This is a genomic window from Actinoplanes sp. CA-051413, assembly GCF_050955795.1.
Lineage (GTDB): Bacteria > Actinomycetota > Actinomycetes > Mycobacteriales > Micromonosporaceae > Actinoplanes.
Window position 1 is genome coordinate 6,746,537 of record NZ_CP192100.1, and the last position, 15,006, is coordinate 6,761,542.

Genomic DNA, 15,006 nt, shown 5'->3' on the forward strand with positions numbered 1-15,006 from the left:
GTCATGGGAGCCTCACCGTGGCGCGAGCCGGAACACGACGAGCTCGCCGCGCTGGTCCGGGCCTTCTTCACCAAGGAGGTCCTGCCGCACGCCGATCGGGTGCTCGCCCAGGGCCATCCCGATCGCGAGCACTACCGCAAGGCCGGTGAGCTGGGCCTGCTCGGCCTCTCCGTGCCGGTCGAGTACGGCGGCGGAGGCGGCAACTTCACCCACGAGGCCGTGCTGCTCGACGAGCAGATGCGCTCGGGCGACAGCAGTCTCGGGCTGGCCGTCCACAGCGGCATCGTCACCGGCTACCTGGTCGCCTACGGCACCGAGGAGCAGAAGCAGCGCTGGCTGCCCGGCCTCTGCGCCGGCACCCTGATCGGCGCGATCGCTATGACCGAACCGGACGGCGGCTCGGACCTGCAAGCCATGCGCACCCGAGCCCTCCGCGACGGCGACGACTACGTGATCTCCGGCGCGAAGACGTTCATCAGCAACGGCGGCCTGGCCGACATCGTCATCCTGGCCGCCAAGACCGACCCGTCGCAGCGCGCCTCCGGCGTCTCCCTCCTGATCTGCGAAGTCAGCGACGCGAACGACGCCGACGGGACCAGCGAGGCCGGCGAAGGCGCTGAGACCTACAGAAGCGGCGGCGAAGGCGACGAGGCACGCCGAGAGCCGGCCGGCTTCCGGCGGGGCCGGCTGCTTTCCAAGATCGGCCTCAAGGGCAACGACACCGCCGAGCTGTTCTTCGACGACTTCCGCGTCCCGGCCGCCAATCTGCTCGGCGGCACCGAAGGCCTCGGTTTCGCCCAGCTCATGGGCCAGCTCCCCCAGGAGCGCCTGGTCATCGGCATCGGCGCGGTCGCCGCCATGGAACGCGCGATCGACCTCACCGTCGCCTACGTCAAGGAGCGCACCGCTTTCGGCAAGCCGCTCATCGGGCATCAGAACACCCGCATGGTCCTCGCCGAGTGCGCCACCCGTACCCGGGTCAGCCGGGTTTTTCTCGACGACTGCATCGCCAGGCATGTTCGCGGTGAGCTTGATGTCGCCACCGCCGCGATGGCCAAGTACTGGCTCACCGACGGGCAGTGTGAGGTGGTGGACCGGTGCCTGCAGCTGTTCGGTGGCTACGGCTACACGACCGAATACCCGATCGCCCAGATGTACGCCGACGCCCGCGCCCAGAAGATCTACGGCGGGACCAACGAGATCATGAAGGAGCTGATCGCTCGTGCGCTCTGACGGTCAGGCGTACGTCTTCGACGCGGTGCGGACGCCGCGGGGCAAGGGGCGGGCCACCGGTTCGCTGCACGGCGTCAAGCCGATCTCGTTGACCGTCGGGCTCATCGACGCCTTGCGGGAACGGCTGCCCGGCCTCGACACCGACCGGCTCGACGACCTTGTCATGGGCATCGTCACGCCGGTGGGTGAGCAGGGCGGTGACCTGCCCCGCGCGGCGGCGCTGCTGGCGGGTCTGCCCGACCACGTGGGCGGGGTCCAGCTCAACCGCTTCTGCGCCTCGGGGCTGGAGGCCGTCAACATCGCCGCGGCCAAGGTGCGGTCGGGATGGGACCAGCTGCTCCTGGCCGGTGGCGTCGAGTCGATGTCGCGGGTGCCGATGGGCTCGGACGGCGGCGCGTGGGCGATGGACCCGGAGACCGCGCTGGCCACCTCCTTCGTGCCGCAGGGCATCAGCGCCGACCTCATCGCCACCCTCGAGGGCTTCAGCCGGGACGACGTGGACGCGTACGCGCTGCGGTCGCAGGAGCGGGCGGCCAAGGCGTGGGCCGGTGGGCACTTCGCCCGTTCGGTCGTGCCGGTGCGGGACCGTACCGGTGGGGTGATCCTCGCCGCGGACGAGCATCTGCGGCCCGACACGACCCGGGAAGGTCTCGCCAAGCTCAGCCCGTCCTTCGCCGGTATCGGCGCGGCGGGCGGCTTCGACGCGGTGGCGTTGCAGAAGTTCCACTGGCTGGAGGAGATTGAGCATGTGCACCACGCCGGGAACTCCTCCGGAATCGTGGACGGGGCGGCGCTGGTGCTGATCGGCTCTGACACGGTCGGACGGGAGCTCGGGCTGACGCCGCGCGGGCGGATCGTCGCCGCGGCGGTCAGCGGGGCCGATCCGACGCTGATGCTCACCGGGCCGATCCCGGCCACCCGAAAGGCGCTGGCGACCGCCGGGCTCGGTGTCGAGGACATCGACCTCTTCGAGATCAACGAGGCGTTCGCGGCGGTGGTGCTCAAATACATCCGCGATCTGAAGCTTGATCCCGAGCAGGTGAACGTGAACGGTGGTGCGATCGCGCTGGGGCATCCGCTCGGGGCCACCGGCGCCATGCTGCTCGGCACCGCGCTGGACGAGCTGGAACGCCGGGACCGGCACCGCGCCCTCGTCACCCTGTGCATCGGCGGCGGCATGGGCGTCGCCACGATCATCGAGAGGTGCTCATGACCGGCACCATCCGCTACGACCGTGATCCCGGCGGCGTCGTCACGCTCACGCTGGACGACCCGGGCCAGTCGGCCAACACCATGAACCGGGCCTACGCCGCGTCGATGACCGCGGCCGTCGACCGGCTGGAGGCCGAGCGCGACGAGATCACCGGGGTCATCGTGACCAGCGCCAAGCGGACGTTCTTCGCCGGCGGGGACCTGCCCGAGATGATCAAGGCGACCCCGGCGGACGCGCCGGCGCTGACCGCGCTGCTCACCACGATCAAGGCGGACCTGCGCCGGCTGGAGACCCTCGGCCGCCCGGTGGTCGCGGCGATCAACGGTTCCGCGCTGGGCGGCGGGCTGGAGATCGCGCTGGCCTGCCACCGCCGGATCGCGCTGGACGCGCCCGGCTCCCGGATCGGCTTCCCGGAGGTCACCCTCGGCCTGCTGCCGGGTGCGGGCGGCGTGACCCGGACCGTACGGATGCTGGGCCTGGCCGACGCCCTGACGAACATCCTGCTGACCGGGCGGCAGTTGCGCCCCGCCGCCGCCCGCGCCGCCGGTCTGGTGGACGAGGTCGTGGACACCGCCGAGGAGATGCTGGCCGGGGCGCGGGCCTGGATCGCCGCGCACCCCGACGCGGCCCAGCCCTGGGACCGGCCCGGCTACCGGATCCCCGGCGGTGGCCGTGAGCTGGCCGCACAGCTGCCGGCGTACCCGGCGAATCTGCGCAAGCAGCTGAAGGGCCGCCTGCCGGCGCCCGAAGCGATCCTGGCCGCCGCGGTCGAGGGCACCCAGGTGGACCTGGACACCGCGCTGACGGTGGAGACCCGCTACCTGGTCTCGTTGCTGACCGGGCAGATCGCCAAGAACATGATCGGGGCGTTCTTCTTCGACCTGAAGGCGGTCAACGACGGCGCGAGCCGGCCCGCGGTCGAGGTCGCCCCGGTGACCCGGGTGGCGGTGCTGGGTGCGGGCATGATGGGCGCCGGGATCGCGTACGCGTGTGCCCGCGCCGGCCTGCCCGTCGTCCTCAAGGACATCACCGAGGAGGCCGCCCAGCGGGGTCGCGCGCACGCCGAGAAGCTGCTGGCCCGCGAGGTCGGCAAGGGCCGGCTGGACGCGGACCGGGCCGCCGCCGTGCTGGCCCGGATCACCGCCACGGCCGACGTGGCCGCGCTGGCCGGTTGTGACGCCGTCATCGAAGCCGTCTTCGAGGACCCCGCCCTCAAGCACGCGGTCTTCGCCGAGGTCGAACCGGTGCTGGCGCCGGACGCGCTGCTCGCCTCGAACACCTCCACGCTGCCGATCACCGGCCTGGCCGACGGGGTGAGCCGCCCGGCGGACTTCATCGGCATGCACTTCTTCTCCCCGGTCGACCGGATGCCGCTGCTGGAGATCGTGGTCGGGCAGCAGACCGGCGACGCGGCCCTGGCCCGCGCCTTCGACCTGGGCCGGCGCATCGGCAAGACCCCGATCGTGGTCAACGACGGCCGGGGCTTCTTCACCAGCCGGGTCATCGGGCGCTTCCTGGACGAGGCGATCAGCATGCTGGCCGAGGGCGTTCCCGCGCCGTCGATCGAGCAGGCGGCGCTGCAAGCGGGCTATCCGACCGGACCGCTGGCGCTGGTCGACGAGGTGTCGCTGACCCTGATCCGGCGCATCCGGCGCCAGTTCGAGGCGGCCGCGGACGGGAACTTCCCGGTGCTGCCGGCGCACGCCGTCGTCGACCGGATGCTGGACGAGCACGACCGCCCCGGACGGGCCGCGGGCCGCGGCTTCTACGACTACGACAACGGCAGCCGGGGCAAGCTGTGGCGCGGCATCGCCCGGCTGGCCACCGCCGAGGGCCGGGCCGTCCCGCTGATCGACCTGCAGGAACGGATGATGTTCGCCGAGTCGCTGGACGCGTTGCGCTGCCGGGACGAGGGCGTGCTGCGCTCGGCGGTGGACGGTGACATCGGCTCGCTGCTCGGCATCGGCTTCCCGGCCTGGACCGGTGGGGTGCTGCGCTACGTCCAGCAGTACGCGGGCGGGCCGGCGGGTTTCGCGGCGCGCGCCTCGGAACTGGCGAAGACCTACGGCGATCGTTTCACCCCTCCCCCGGCGCTGACCGACCACTGACCCCGGCCGGCCAGCGACGGCATCAGGCGGGGCGGACGTCGAGGCCCAGCGCCATCGCGACGACCACCGCCTGGTCCGCCGTGATGATCGCGTGGCGGATCTCGGTCGTCGCCGGATCCAGCCCGGACAGGTCGGTGCCGCGCAGGTCGGCGCGGGTGAAGTCGGCATTGCGCAGCGAAGCGCCGGAGAGGTCGACGCCGCGGAAGGTCGCGCCCTGGCAGCGGGCACCGGTCAGGTCGGCCTCGCGCATCCGGACCCCGGTGAAGGTGGCCGTGCCCAGCGCCGCGCCGGGCAGCCCGACGAAGGACCAGTCGCCGTCCTCGACCGTCATGATGTCGTACGTGCAGCGGTCGAACATGCTGCCCACGAGCTTGCACCGGGTGAACGTGGCGTCGAAGAACGAGCAGCTGGCGAAGGTGCAGTTGACGAACGCGACGTCGGTCTGGACCGAGCAGTTGAACCGCACGTTGCGGAAGGTGCACTCCTGGAACTCGACGGCCTGCAGCGTCGTCTCGCACAGGTCGAGGTCGATGAAGGCGACGCCCTCGTGCCGCTTCTCGTCGCCGACGCCGTCGTCCCACTCCTCGGTGCGCACAACGCTGTGCGTCTCAGGTGCCATGCCGGAAACCCTAGAAGGCACCCCCGACATTTTCCGTTCCAGGAGAAGCGAAGCGTCACCAGGTGAACTCGCGGCCCTCCGCGCTGCCGCCCGGGAACAGCGACCGGCCGGTGTACTCCCAGGACTCCACCACCACGTAGCGGCGGCCGCGCGGCGCCTTCAGGTCGACCGGCCCGCAAGTGTGTTCCGGGGCGAAGTCCGTGAACATCATCGCCTTGCAGGTGTACGGTCCCGCGGCGACCTCGCCCGTAGTCGCGTCCCGCACCGACAGGGAGATGTCGGCCTGGACACCCGGTCCCGCCTGCATGTGACCGACCACCCTGATCGCCCCGCCGACCGCGTGGCACGGCTGGGCCAGCACCGGATGGCCGATGTCCCAGTCGAGTTCGTCGCCGCACTGCCACGGCCCGAACTTGGCCTCGGCCTGTGCCCCGCCGGGTCCCGCGGACGCCCCGACCGCCGCCGGGCCCGCGGACACACCGACCGAGGCTCCGGCCCGGCGGCCCCTCGATGCCGGAGCCGAACGTTCGGCCGTACCGGTCGGCTGCGCCCCGCCGCCGCCCGGCACGCTGCCGCCGTACACCGGATTTTGTGAGGTCTGGACGCCCGGTGGCACCGGCTGGGCCGCGAAGCTCGGCCCGGCACCCAGGCCCTTCTCCGGCGCCGCGCCGGCGCTGCTGCGGGCCGCGGCGGTGTCGCTGTACTTCCAGACGGTGTAGCCGCCGACGCCCGAGACCGCCAGGGCCCCGGCGACCAGGGCGACGATCGCCGCCGAGCGGCCCCAGACCCAGCTGCGGGGCCGGTTCGGCGGGCGGCGGCGGGGGGTGGCGCCCCGGCGCGGTGGGGTCGCGCGTACGGCCGGACTGGGCAGCGGCGGCTCGGGGGCTTCCAGGGGCGCGGGCAGGGCGGGCTCGCGGGCGCTGATCCGGGCCAGGTCCCGCAGGATCGGGGCCAGTTCGTCGCCGGCCGGGCGCCGGTCCGGGTCCTTGTCGAGGCAGGACTCGATCACCGCCCAGGCCGGGTCGGACACGCCGGGCGGGCGCGCCACCACGTCGTCCAGGTGGTGGCGGAGCACGGCGAGCGGCTCACCCGTGTACGGCGTGTGCCCGGTGAGCAGCTCGTAGAGAACCACGCCGACCGCGTACACGTCGGCGGCCGGGCCCGCGTCGGCGCCGCTGATCACCTCGGGGGCCATGTAGTGCGGCGTACCGATGATCGCGTGCGGGGTGGTGAGGCCGGCCGCGTCGACGACGCGGGCGATGCCGAAGTCGGTGAGCCGCGCGTCGGCGCGGCCATCCACCGTCTGCAGCAGGATGTTGTCCGGTTTGACGTCGCGGTGCACGACCCCGAGGGTGTGCGCCTCGGCCAGCGCCGCCGCCACCTGGGCGAGCAGCCGGGCCGCCTCGGCGGGGGCCAGGGTGCCGGCGGAGCGGAGCCGTTCGCGCAGGCTGCCGCCGGCGACGAAGTCCATCACCAGGCCCAGCGACTCGCCCGCGCTGAACAGGTCGCGGACGCCGACGATGTGCTCGTGGCGCACCATCATCAGGATCGTGCGCTCCTGCACGAAGCGGGTGACCAGCTTCGGCTGGCGCAGCAGGCCCTCGTGCAGCAGCTTGACCGCGACCTGTTCGCCGGAGGTCCGCTCGATGCCGCGCCAGACCGTGCCGGTCGCGCCCTGGCCGACGGGGCAGATCAGGATGTACGAGTTGCCGACGCACCGGCCACTGAGGTCGACGGTGGCGGGCTCGTCCAGGCCCGCTCCGTTCGCGGTGGAGTCTGGCTGCACGTGTCGTGGTGTCCTTCCCCGGGACTGCTTCGCTGGCGACGACGATCGTGGTGGTCGATCCCCGGGGCGGCAATGGCACAGTGCCCGAACTGTCGTAGAGAGTCAGGTCATCGCACCTGCCGTCACCATTGCCCCGGATACTCGTTGGCCGGCGCGGGATTTCGGTACGAATGACCGCGCCGTTCCGGGGCAATCGGGCGCCATGACCATGACCGACACGACGGCTGCCGTGGCGACCAGGGACGTCGCCGCCGACAACGCACTACGGCAACTCGGGACCCTCCTCAAGGACAGCGGCTACACCTTCACCACCGTCACGCCGGCCACCCACCAGCGGGTCAACGACCGCCCGGGGAACGCCCGGGCCCGGACCGCGCGGGACGTGTTCGGGTGGAGCCGCCCGTTCGGCCCCGGCGTGCTGCCGGCGGAGCTGGTCGAGCTGATGGACGCGGCCGGTGTGCTGGACCGCGACGGTGACACCTGGCGGAGTCTGGTCCGCTTTTCCTCGTACGACGGCGAGCTGTTCGTGCACTCGGCCTTCCCGACCGCCGCGGCCGACTCGGTCTTCTTCGGCCCGGACACCTACCGGATGGCCGACGCCGCGGCGGCCCACGTCGAGACCCGCGAGCGGCCCGTCCGCCGTGCGGTGGACATCGGCTGCGGCACCGGGGCCGGGGCGATCACCGTGGCCAAGCGCGCGCCGGAGGCCGAGGTGCTGGCGGTCGACATCAACGACGCGGCGTTGCGCTTCGCCCGGGTCAACACCGGACTGGCCGGGACCCCGGGGGTACGGCCGTGCCGCAGTGACCTGCTCAACGACGTCGACGGCGACTTCGATCTGATCATCTCGAACCCGCCATTCATGATCGATCCGGCCGGCCGGGCCTACCGCGACGGTGGCGGCGAACACGGGCACGACCTGTCCCTGGCGATCATCGACACGGCCGCCAAGCGGCTGGGACCCGGCGGTTCCCTGGTGCTGTTCAGCGGGACCGGCATCGTGGACGGGCGGGACCCGTTCCGGACGGCCGCCGCCGAGCGCCTGACCGGCACCGGCCTCGAATGGTTCTATCGTGAGGTGGATCCGGACGTCTACGGCGAGGAACTGGACGGGCCGGCGTACGCGCACGCGGAGCGCATCGCCGTCGTCGTCCTCACCGCCGTGCGCCCGGGCTGATCCACGAGTGCCGACCCTCGGAACGGTGGTTCCTTGATGCCCATGACCGTGGGTGTGGAAGAAGAGTTCCTGCTGCTGGACCCGGTCACCGGGGAGAACTCCCCGGCGGCCGAGAAGGTGCTGGCCGGGCTCGGCGACGACGCCCGCGCGCAGAGCCGGCTGGAGGTGCGGCACAGCATGGTGGAGATGGTCACCGGCGTCTGCACCGAGCTGGCCGAGGTGCGCGAGCAACTAGGTGGGCTGCGCCGGGCCGCCGCCGAGTCGGCTGCCGCCACAGGTGCCGCGCTGGCCGCGATCGGGGCCACACCGATCGCCGACCCGCAGCGCACGGTGACCGACAACCCGCGGTTCCAGGCGATCGGCCGGCACTACGGCCCGATCGCCCACGATCCCGCGGTGTGCGGCTGCCACGTGCACGTCGGGGTCCCGGACCGGGAGCTGGCCATCCGGGTGTGCAACCACCTGCGGGTGTGGCTGCCGGTGGTCCAGGCCCTGACGGTGAACTCACCGCTGTTCGAGGGGGCCGACACCGGGCATGCGAGCTGGCGCTCGATCCAGCTGGAACGGTGGCCCAGCCTGGGACCGTCGCCCCTGCTGGCGTCGGGCGAGGAGTACGACCGTACGGTCCGGACCATGGTCGCCTCGGGCGTGATGCTCGACGAGAGCATGGTGCTCTGGTACGCCCGCCCGTCCGCGGCCTGGCCCACGGTGGAGGTACGCGTCGGCGACATCTGCCTGACCGTCGACGACACGGTCCTGGTCGCCGGGCTGGTCCGGGCCCTGGTCGCCACCGCCGTCGAGCAGATCACGGCGGGAGTGCCGGCGCCCGGCGTCCCGGACTACCTCGTCCGGGCCGCGCACTGGAACGCCGCCCACGCCGGCGTCGAGGGCACCCTGCTGGATCCGGTCCGCGGCACCGCCCGGCCGGCCTGGGAACTGGTCGAGGACCTCGTCGGCGCCGTCACGCCGGCGCTGGAGAGCCACGGCGACCTGGCCGAGGTCCGCGCCGGACTGCAGCGGTTGCGCCGCGAGGGCACCGGCGCCGAACGGCAGCGCCGCATCCTGCAACGCACTGGCGACGTCCGCGCGGTCCTGACCGAGGTGTCCCGGCTGACGGTGGACGGCTGACGGCCCGTTTGCCTCTCGACGACGCGGGTAGCCGAGGCGCTCCAGCACTTCGAGGAGGAGCCATGACCGATCAGCAGGAGCAGCACATCGAACGGGGCGCGGCCGAGGACAACGCCGGCGCCCCGCTCACCGAGACCGACGTGGAGCTCAGCGAGCGCGCACCGAGCGAGCCGGCCGACCGCGACGTCGCCGACGACAGCGACAGCGCCGGGCAGCAGGACGCGGCCTGATGGGAGCCGTGACCCGGTCGGTGTGGCAGGGCCTGGTCGCGGGCGCGGCGGGGGTGGCGGTGATGACGCTGGCCGAGAAGGCCGAGCAACGCCTCACCCACCGCCCCGGCTCGTACGCGCCGGCGTACGTGCTGCAACGGCTGGCCGGGCGGCGCGACCTCGAGCCGCGCCGCTCGGACGCTCTGAACTGGACCATGCACGCCGGCCAGGCGATGCTCGTCGGCGTCCTGCGCGGCGCCATGGCCAACGCCGGGCTGCGCGGGCCGTGGGCCTCGGCCATGTTCACGGTGGTCCGCCTGACCAGCGACCAGCTGCTGGAGAACGCGACCGGCGTCGGCGCGCCGCCGTGGACGTGGCCCCGCCGTGAGCTCGCCGTGGATCTGCTGCACAAGACCGTCTACGGGTACGCGACCGGCGCTGTCGCCGACCTGCTCGCCGCCCGCAGCGGACCGGGCCCGGGCCAGCGGCACGCCGCCGTGGCACCAGAGCGGCGCTCGCACGTGGGGCCGGTACCGGCCGGGCGGCGCTGACCCGGCCGGTCCTGCGATTGGTGCGGGGCGGCCGAATGATCCGGGGCGACCAGGGTATCCGGCCGCGTGCGCCGGATCGATGCCGGACAGCGGTGGCGCTTCGCATGGAACCGCCACCCCTCCGCCCCCACCTGAAGGAGCCTCGCCGTGACGGAATCCCCGGCGACATCCACTCTGGCCGCCGCTCGCATCGTCGCTCCTGACGGTCCCGAGCGGCCGTTGCTGGAGGCGGTCTCGCGGGCCCTGCGGCAGCGTGGCTGCGAGGGCCTGGACCGGGTTCCCGTGCTGGGACGGCGGGGTGGGCTGCCGGCGGAGCTGCGAGGGCCCGCGCTGGCGTTCGAGGACTGCGCTGAGGCCGTACCGCTGGAGCTGGTCGACCGGGTGGACGCCGGGGATGTGGCTTCGTGGATCACCGGGCACTATCCGGCGGGGCCGTACCCGGCGGTGGTCCTCGGGTCGGCGCACGGGGGTGCGGCGCATTTGGCGGCGGCCCTGGGCGCGCCCTGGTTGCCGACCAGTTTCACCCTCACCGTGCCGTGGCCGGACGGCGATGTCGGCGACTGGACCGGGGCGATGGAGTGGGGTGCCAAGCTCGCCGACCTGATCCTGGCGGCCAATCCGGGGGTGACCGTACGCCAGGTGCACGACCCGGTCGGGCGGGGTCCGCTGTGCGGCTCGACGGTGACGTTGCACGTGCGGTGGCAACGGCTGCCCACGGCGTACCGGGATTTTCTGGGGTCCGGTCTGGAGCCCGGGGGCACCGCACTGCTGCTGCGGGACACCCGGACCTGGCCGGTGCTGGAGCTGACCGACCGGCACAGTTTCCAGCTCGGCCGGCCGGCCGGCGGGATGCGGCACGAGGACCAGACGCTGGACAACCCGTCGTTCCGGCGGCTGATGGAGAGTGTCGGCGGCGACCGGTGGTCGACGCCTTATCTGGACACGCCGCCGCGGTATGCCGAGACCGCCGGTGAGCCGGAGTTCGACCGTGACCTGCGGCGGCTGTCGGCGGCCCTGGACCGGCCGGTGCACCGGGTGCTGTATCCCGGGCCGGAGGTGCTCAGCGCCTGCGTCGCCGATCTGTACCGGGCCTGGCTGCGGGCTACGGGACGCGGCGGGGACGAGTGCGTGGTGGAGACGGGACGGCTGATCGATCCGTGGCGGGTGCTGCGGTCGGGGCTGGTGCCGTACTGGTGCGAGTCCTCGGCCCGGACCGCCGTCGACGGCGCCGAATGGTGGCTGGCCGGCAGTGGCCCGTTCGCCGCGGTGACCATCCTGCCCGAGCCGCCGGGGACCGTCTGCGATGTCCATGCCGCCGCCGCGCAGTGGCGGGCCGTCGCCCACTTCGGGGAGCACCGCACGCACTTCAACCGCCAGGCGCTGGGCCGGTATCCGTTGCTGCCGTTGCCCACCAGCCACGCCTCGGGAGTGCTGCGAGCCCGGCACGAGCCCGCCGGGGTCCCGGGCCGGCTGCCGCTGGGCCTGGCCATGTCGGCCCTGCGCCACTCCGGGTCGCGGCTCGGCCTGCTGGTCGTCTGACCCGGGTTTGACCCGGCGACCTTTGTCCGACCCCGGGTTTGACCCGGTTGCCGGCGGGAACGCCGAGGGCATGACCGATCACGTTACTGACCGCAGCGACACTGACGAGCCCGACGGAACGCCGGCCCACGCGGCCTCGATGCGCCCGCCCGGCGAGAACCTCCCCGGCGGGCCGGACGACGGCGTCGACTTCGGGGCGGACGACGACCCGGCGGCGGACGCGAACGACGCCGAGGTGCGGCGCGCCGGCTACGACGTCGACGCGGTCTCGGGCGACACGGCGGCCGTCCGGCCCGAGTAGTTCAGCCGGTCTCGACGACCCGGCGGTCGTCCGGCAGGTGCCGGGTGACGCCGGTGGTATCAAACAGTTCCAGCAGCGGGACGGCGACCCGGCGGCTCGTGTCCAGAGCCCGCCGGGCCTCGCTGACGGTGAACGGGCCGGGCAGCCCGGCCAGCACCTGCGCCGCCCGCCGCGGCGCGTCGGCCCGCAGGATGACGTTGTCGGCCAGCTGCACCACCAGACCCGCGCGGACGGCCGCGCCGAGTTGCCGGGTGCCGAGCCCGAGCTCGCTCAACCGGTACGCGTCCGGCGCCGCGAACGGCCGGTCGCCCAGCCCGTCGAAGGCCCGCTCCACCGTCGTGACCAGTTCGGCCGGCACGTCGGCGGCACCGGTGGAGATTCGTCCGCGCCGGTTGACCAGCGGCGGCCGCACGAGCGCCTCGACCAGGGCCCGGTCCGGCAGGCCGAGCCGGTGCCGCAGGGCCTCGACGGGGGCGCCGGGCTCCAGCGGATGTTCGGCGGCGTGCTGGACCACCTCCCGCGCCAGCCGCTCCCCCAGTCCCGCCCAGTGCGCGGGGTCGGCCAGCCAGTCCCCGGCGACCGGCTCCCCCGGGTCGCTGACGCCCATCCGGAGCAGGTCGGCACGGCGTACCAGAAGACGACGGTGCAGCTCACTGCTCAGGTCGGGCCCCGACATGCTCTCCAGCTGGGCGGCCCGGGTCGCGGCCGCGCCGCGCCGGGACAGACCCGGGGGTACGACGTCGAGCACGGTCACTCCCCCCGCCACGTGGTGCCGGCCGGGATCGCGCAGCAGGGCCCGGTCCCCGATCCGCAGCGGCAGCGGCGTGTGCAGCCGCAGCCGGGCGGTGTCCGCGCCCAGCGGACGGACCCGGGCGGACACGGCGGCGGAACCGGTGTGCAGGGTGACGGTGGCGGGCAGGTCGGCCACGGGATCGCCGTGCACGCGTACGTCGATCAGGTCGGTGAGCCGGAACCGGCCGGGCGTGAGCAGCGCCTGACCGCGGCCGATGGTGTCCTTGTCGACGCCGCGCAGGTTGATCGCCACCCGCGCGACCGCGCCGACCCGTTCGGCGGCGGCACCGAGGCTCTGCAGACCGCGGACCCGCACCGGCCGGGCGGCGCCGGTCAGCTCCAGCTCGTCGCCGACGCGCAGCTCCCCGGCGCCGAGCGTGCCGGTGACGACAGTGCCGGCGCCCTTGACGGTGAACGAGCGGTCGATCCACAGCCGTACGGCGGCCGCCGGGTCGGGCGCGGGCAGCTCGGCGACAAGCCGGTCCAGCGCGGCCCGCAACTCGTCGAGCCCGGCGCCGGTGACACCGCTGACCGCCACGGCTTCGACGGTGCCGAGCGAGGTCGCCGCGATCTCGGCGCGGGCGTGCTCGATCGCGGGCCCCGGATCGGCGAGGTCGCTGCGGGTGACGACGAGCAGCCCGTGCCGTACGTCGAGGGCGTCGAGCGCGGCCAGGTGCTCGGCCGACTGGGCCCGCCAGCCCTCGTCCGCGGCGACGACCACAACGGCGGCCGGCACCGGCCCCACCCCGGCGAGCATGTTGCCGACGAAGCGTTCATGGCCGGGCACGTCGACGAACGCGACGGTGGCGCCGGAGGGCAGCGAGGTCCAGGCGAACCCGAGGTCGATGGTCATGCCGCGGCGGCGTTCCTCGGCCCAGCGGTCGGGCTCCATCCCGGTGAGGGCGCGGACCAGGGTGGACTTGCCGTGGTCGACGTGCCCGGCGGTGGCGAGCACGTGCATCAGCGGCCCCCGGCCCCGAGCGCGGTCCGGATCGCGAGGATCAGGTCGGGGTCGCGCTCCTCGGGAACGCAGCGCAGGTCCAGCAGGAGACGTCCCCGCTCGACCCGGCCGACCACCGGGGTGGCACCTAGCCGCAGCGCTGCGGCGTACCGGTCGGGCAGTGACAGCGCCCACGACGGGAGCTCGAGCTCGGGCGCCCCGCCGCCACCGACGACCGCGACCGATTCGACCAGCTCGACCCCGGCCAGTTGGTCCCGCACCCGCTCGGTGCGGGCCCGCAAGGAGCCGAGGTCGTAGCGCAGCGCCTGCCAGGTGGGGGTCGTCGGCCCGGTCAGCGTCGCTTGCAAAGCGGCGAGCGTGAGCTTGTCCACCCGCAGAGCCCGGGCCAGCGGGTGCCGGCGCAGCTGCTCGATCAGCGCGGCGGCGCCGAGCAGCAGCCCGGCCTGCGGGCCGCCGAGCAGCTTGTCCCCGCTGGCGATGACCAGGTCCGCGCCCGCGCGCAGGGTGGTGGCGGCATCGGGCTCGTCCGGCAGCAGCGGATCCGGCGCGAGCAGCCCGGACCCGATGTCGGCGACGACCGGCACGCCGAGCCCGGTCAGCTCGCTGACGTCGACGGCCTTCGTGAAGCCGCGGACCACGAAGTTCGAGGGGTGCACCTTGAGGATGAAGCCGGTCTGCGGCCCGATCGCGGCGGCGTAGTCGGCGAGCGCGGTGCGGTTGGTGGTGCCGACCTCCCGCAGCCGCGCCCCGGTCGATTCGAGCAGGTCGGGCAGCCGGAAACCGTCGCCGATCTCGACGAGCTCACCCCGGCTGACGACGATCTCCTGGCCGGCGGCGAGGGCGGTGGCGGTGAGCACGAGCGCGGCGGCGCCGTTGTTGACGACGTGCACGTCCCCGGCGGCGGGGACGGCCGCGGCCAGGGCGGCCAGCGCGGTGCGCCCGCGGCGGGCCCGGACGCCGGTGGCCAGGTCGAGCTCGACGTCGGTGTGCGCGCCGGCCGCGGCGACGGCGGCGAGCGCGGCCGGGGACAGCGCGGCCCGGCCGAGGTTGGTGTGCAGGACGACGCCGGTGGCGTTGAGGACGGTCCGCAGGCCGCCGGCCGTTTCCGGGAGGGCGGCAAGGGCCGCGGCGGCCACGTCGGCGGGGTCGAGCTCACCGGTGCGGGCGCGTTGCTGGGCGGCGACGACGGCGGCCTTGACGGGCGCCCGGCCGAGCCGGGCGGCGGCGTCGACGAGCCGGGGATCGGCCAGGACCGCATCGGTACGCGGGACGAGCCTGCGCCGGTCAACCGTGGCCTCAGCCACCCGAGCCTCCTCCGTCACCTGCCGCTGATCCACCGTACTGCGGGCGTCGCTGCCCGCAGCCACGGGTACCCCGGATCGCCATACT

Annotated in this window: 13 protein-coding genes; 9 read left to right on the top strand and 4 right to left on the bottom strand. The window is 73.8% G+C overall.

The annotated features are described in order from the left end of the window. Positions 1–3: 3 nt before the first annotated feature. The 3 genes from ACQP2Y_RS31760 to ACQP2Y_RS31770 are packed head-to-tail and all read left to right on the top strand — an operon-like array spanning position 4 to position 4,554. Positions 4–1,233, top strand: a complete 1,230-nt coding sequence (locus tag ACQP2Y_RS31760; RefSeq protein WP_433719050.1) for an acyl-CoA dehydrogenase family protein — start codon at positions 4–6, stop codon at positions 1,231–1,233. Beyond that, positions 1,223–2,446, top strand: coding sequence for an acetyl-CoA C-acetyltransferase (locus tag ACQP2Y_RS31765; protein ID WP_433719052.1), 1,224 nt, complete (start codon positions 1,223–1,225; stop codon positions 2,444–2,446). Before ACQP2Y_RS31760 ends, ACQP2Y_RS31765 begins: the two co-directional genes overlap by 11 nt. Next, the gene (locus ACQP2Y_RS31770) at positions 2,443–4,554 is read left to right on the top strand and encodes a 3-hydroxyacyl-CoA dehydrogenase NAD-binding domain-containing protein (protein WP_433719054.1); all 2,112 of its coding nucleotides are present in this window, start codon (positions 2,443–2,445) and stop codon (positions 4,552–4,554) included. Before ACQP2Y_RS31765 ends, ACQP2Y_RS31770 begins: the two co-directional genes overlap by 4 nt. Before the next feature lie 22 nt (positions 4,555–4,576). Here ACQP2Y_RS31770 and ACQP2Y_RS31775 read toward each other — a convergent pair whose 3' ends face one another. Beyond that, the gene (locus ACQP2Y_RS31775) at positions 4,577–5,173 is read right to left on the bottom strand and encodes a pentapeptide repeat-containing protein (protein ID WP_433719055.1); all 597 of its coding nucleotides are present in this window, start codon (positions 5,171–5,173) and stop codon (positions 4,577–4,579) included. Between the two features lie 55 nt (positions 5,174–5,228). After that, positions 5,229–6,959 (bottom strand): serine/threonine-protein kinase, encoded by a 1,731-nt coding sequence (locus ACQP2Y_RS31780; RefSeq protein ID WP_433719057.1) that lies wholly within the window; start codon positions 6,957–6,959, stop codon positions 5,229–5,231. 202 nt (positions 6,960–7,161) lie between these two features. Between ACQP2Y_RS31780 and ACQP2Y_RS31785 the strand changes: the two genes are divergently transcribed. From ACQP2Y_RS31785 to ACQP2Y_RS31810, 6 genes are all read left to right on the top strand, one after another. Next, positions 7,162–8,136, top strand: a complete 975-nt coding sequence (locus ACQP2Y_RS31785) for a methyltransferase (RefSeq protein ID WP_433719059.1) — start codon at positions 7,162–7,164, stop codon at positions 8,134–8,136. A 36-nt stretch (positions 8,137–8,172) separates the two neighbouring features. After that, positions 8,173–9,264, top strand: a complete 1,092-nt coding sequence (locus ACQP2Y_RS31790) for a carboxylate-amine ligase (protein WP_433719062.1) — start codon at positions 8,173–8,175, stop codon at positions 9,262–9,264. 62 nt (positions 9,265–9,326) lie between these two features. Then, positions 9,327–9,494, top strand: a complete 168-nt coding sequence (locus tag ACQP2Y_RS31795) for a hypothetical protein (protein WP_433719065.1) — start codon at positions 9,327–9,329, stop codon at positions 9,492–9,494. Further along, the gene (locus tag ACQP2Y_RS31800) at positions 9,494–10,024 is read left to right on the top strand and encodes a hypothetical protein (protein ID WP_433719067.1); all 531 of its coding nucleotides are present in this window, start codon (positions 9,494–9,496) and stop codon (positions 10,022–10,024) included. Before ACQP2Y_RS31795 ends, ACQP2Y_RS31800 begins: the two co-directional genes overlap by 1 nt. A gap of 147 nt (positions 10,025–10,171) precedes the next feature. Continuing rightward, positions 10,172–11,563: a hypothetical protein gene (locus tag ACQP2Y_RS31805; protein ID WP_433719070.1), complete on the top strand. Its 1,392-nt coding sequence runs from the start codon at positions 10,172–10,174 to the stop codon at positions 11,561–11,563. A 70-nt stretch (positions 11,564–11,633) separates the two neighbouring features. Next, positions 11,634–11,864 (top strand): hypothetical protein, encoded by a 231-nt coding sequence (locus tag ACQP2Y_RS31810; protein ID WP_433719073.1) that lies wholly within the window; start codon positions 11,634–11,636, stop codon positions 11,862–11,864. A gap of 1 nt (position 11,865) precedes the next feature. On the opposite strand, the gene selB is transcribed toward ACQP2Y_RS31810, so the two are convergent. Next, the gene (gene selB, locus ACQP2Y_RS31815) at positions 11,866–13,617 is read right to left on the bottom strand and encodes a selenocysteine-specific translation elongation factor (RefSeq protein ID WP_433719076.1); all 1,752 of its coding nucleotides are present in this window, start codon (positions 13,615–13,617) and stop codon (positions 11,866–11,868) included. Continuing rightward, complete coding sequence (selA, locus tag ACQP2Y_RS31820) at positions 13,617–14,921, bottom strand: L-seryl-tRNA(Sec) selenium transferase (RefSeq protein ID WP_433719078.1); 1,305 nt, start codon at positions 14,919–14,921, stop codon at positions 13,617–13,619. Before selA ends, selB begins: the two co-directional genes overlap by 1 nt. Positions 14,922–15,006: the final 85 nt, after the last annotated feature.

Excerpts from the sequence above, each read along its gene's own strand:
- ACQP2Y_RS31775 (WP_433719055.1), bottom strand. The coding sequence starts at position 5,173 with ATGGCACCTGAGACGCACAGCGTTGTGCGCACCGAGGAGTGGGACGAC.
- ACQP2Y_RS31760 (WP_433719050.1), top strand. The coding sequence starts at position 4 with ATGGGAGCCTCACCGTGGCGCGAGCCGGAACACGACGAGCTCGCCGCG.
- selB (WP_433719076.1), bottom strand. The coding sequence starts at position 13,617 with ATGCACGTGCTCGCCACCGCCGGGCACGTCGACCACGGCAAGTCCACC.
- ACQP2Y_RS31790 (WP_433719062.1), top strand. The coding sequence starts at position 8,173 with ATGCCCATGACCGTGGGTGTGGAAGAAGAGTTCCTGCTGCTGGACCCG.
- ACQP2Y_RS31800 (WP_433719067.1), top strand. The coding sequence starts at position 9,494 with ATGGGAGCCGTGACCCGGTCGGTGTGGCAGGGCCTGGTCGCGGGCGCG.
- ACQP2Y_RS31810 (WP_433719073.1), top strand. The coding sequence starts at position 11,634 with ATGACCGATCACGTTACTGACCGCAGCGACACTGACGAGCCCGACGGA.
- ACQP2Y_RS31795 (WP_433719065.1), top strand. The coding sequence starts at position 9,327 with ATGACCGATCAGCAGGAGCAGCACATCGAACGGGGCGCGGCCGAGGAC.
- ACQP2Y_RS31785 (WP_433719059.1), top strand. The coding sequence starts at position 7,162 with ATGACCATGACCGACACGACGGCTGCCGTGGCGACCAGGGACGTCGCC.
- ACQP2Y_RS31770 (WP_433719054.1), top strand. The coding sequence starts at position 2,443 with ATGACCGGCACCATCCGCTACGACCGTGATCCCGGCGGCGTCGTCACG.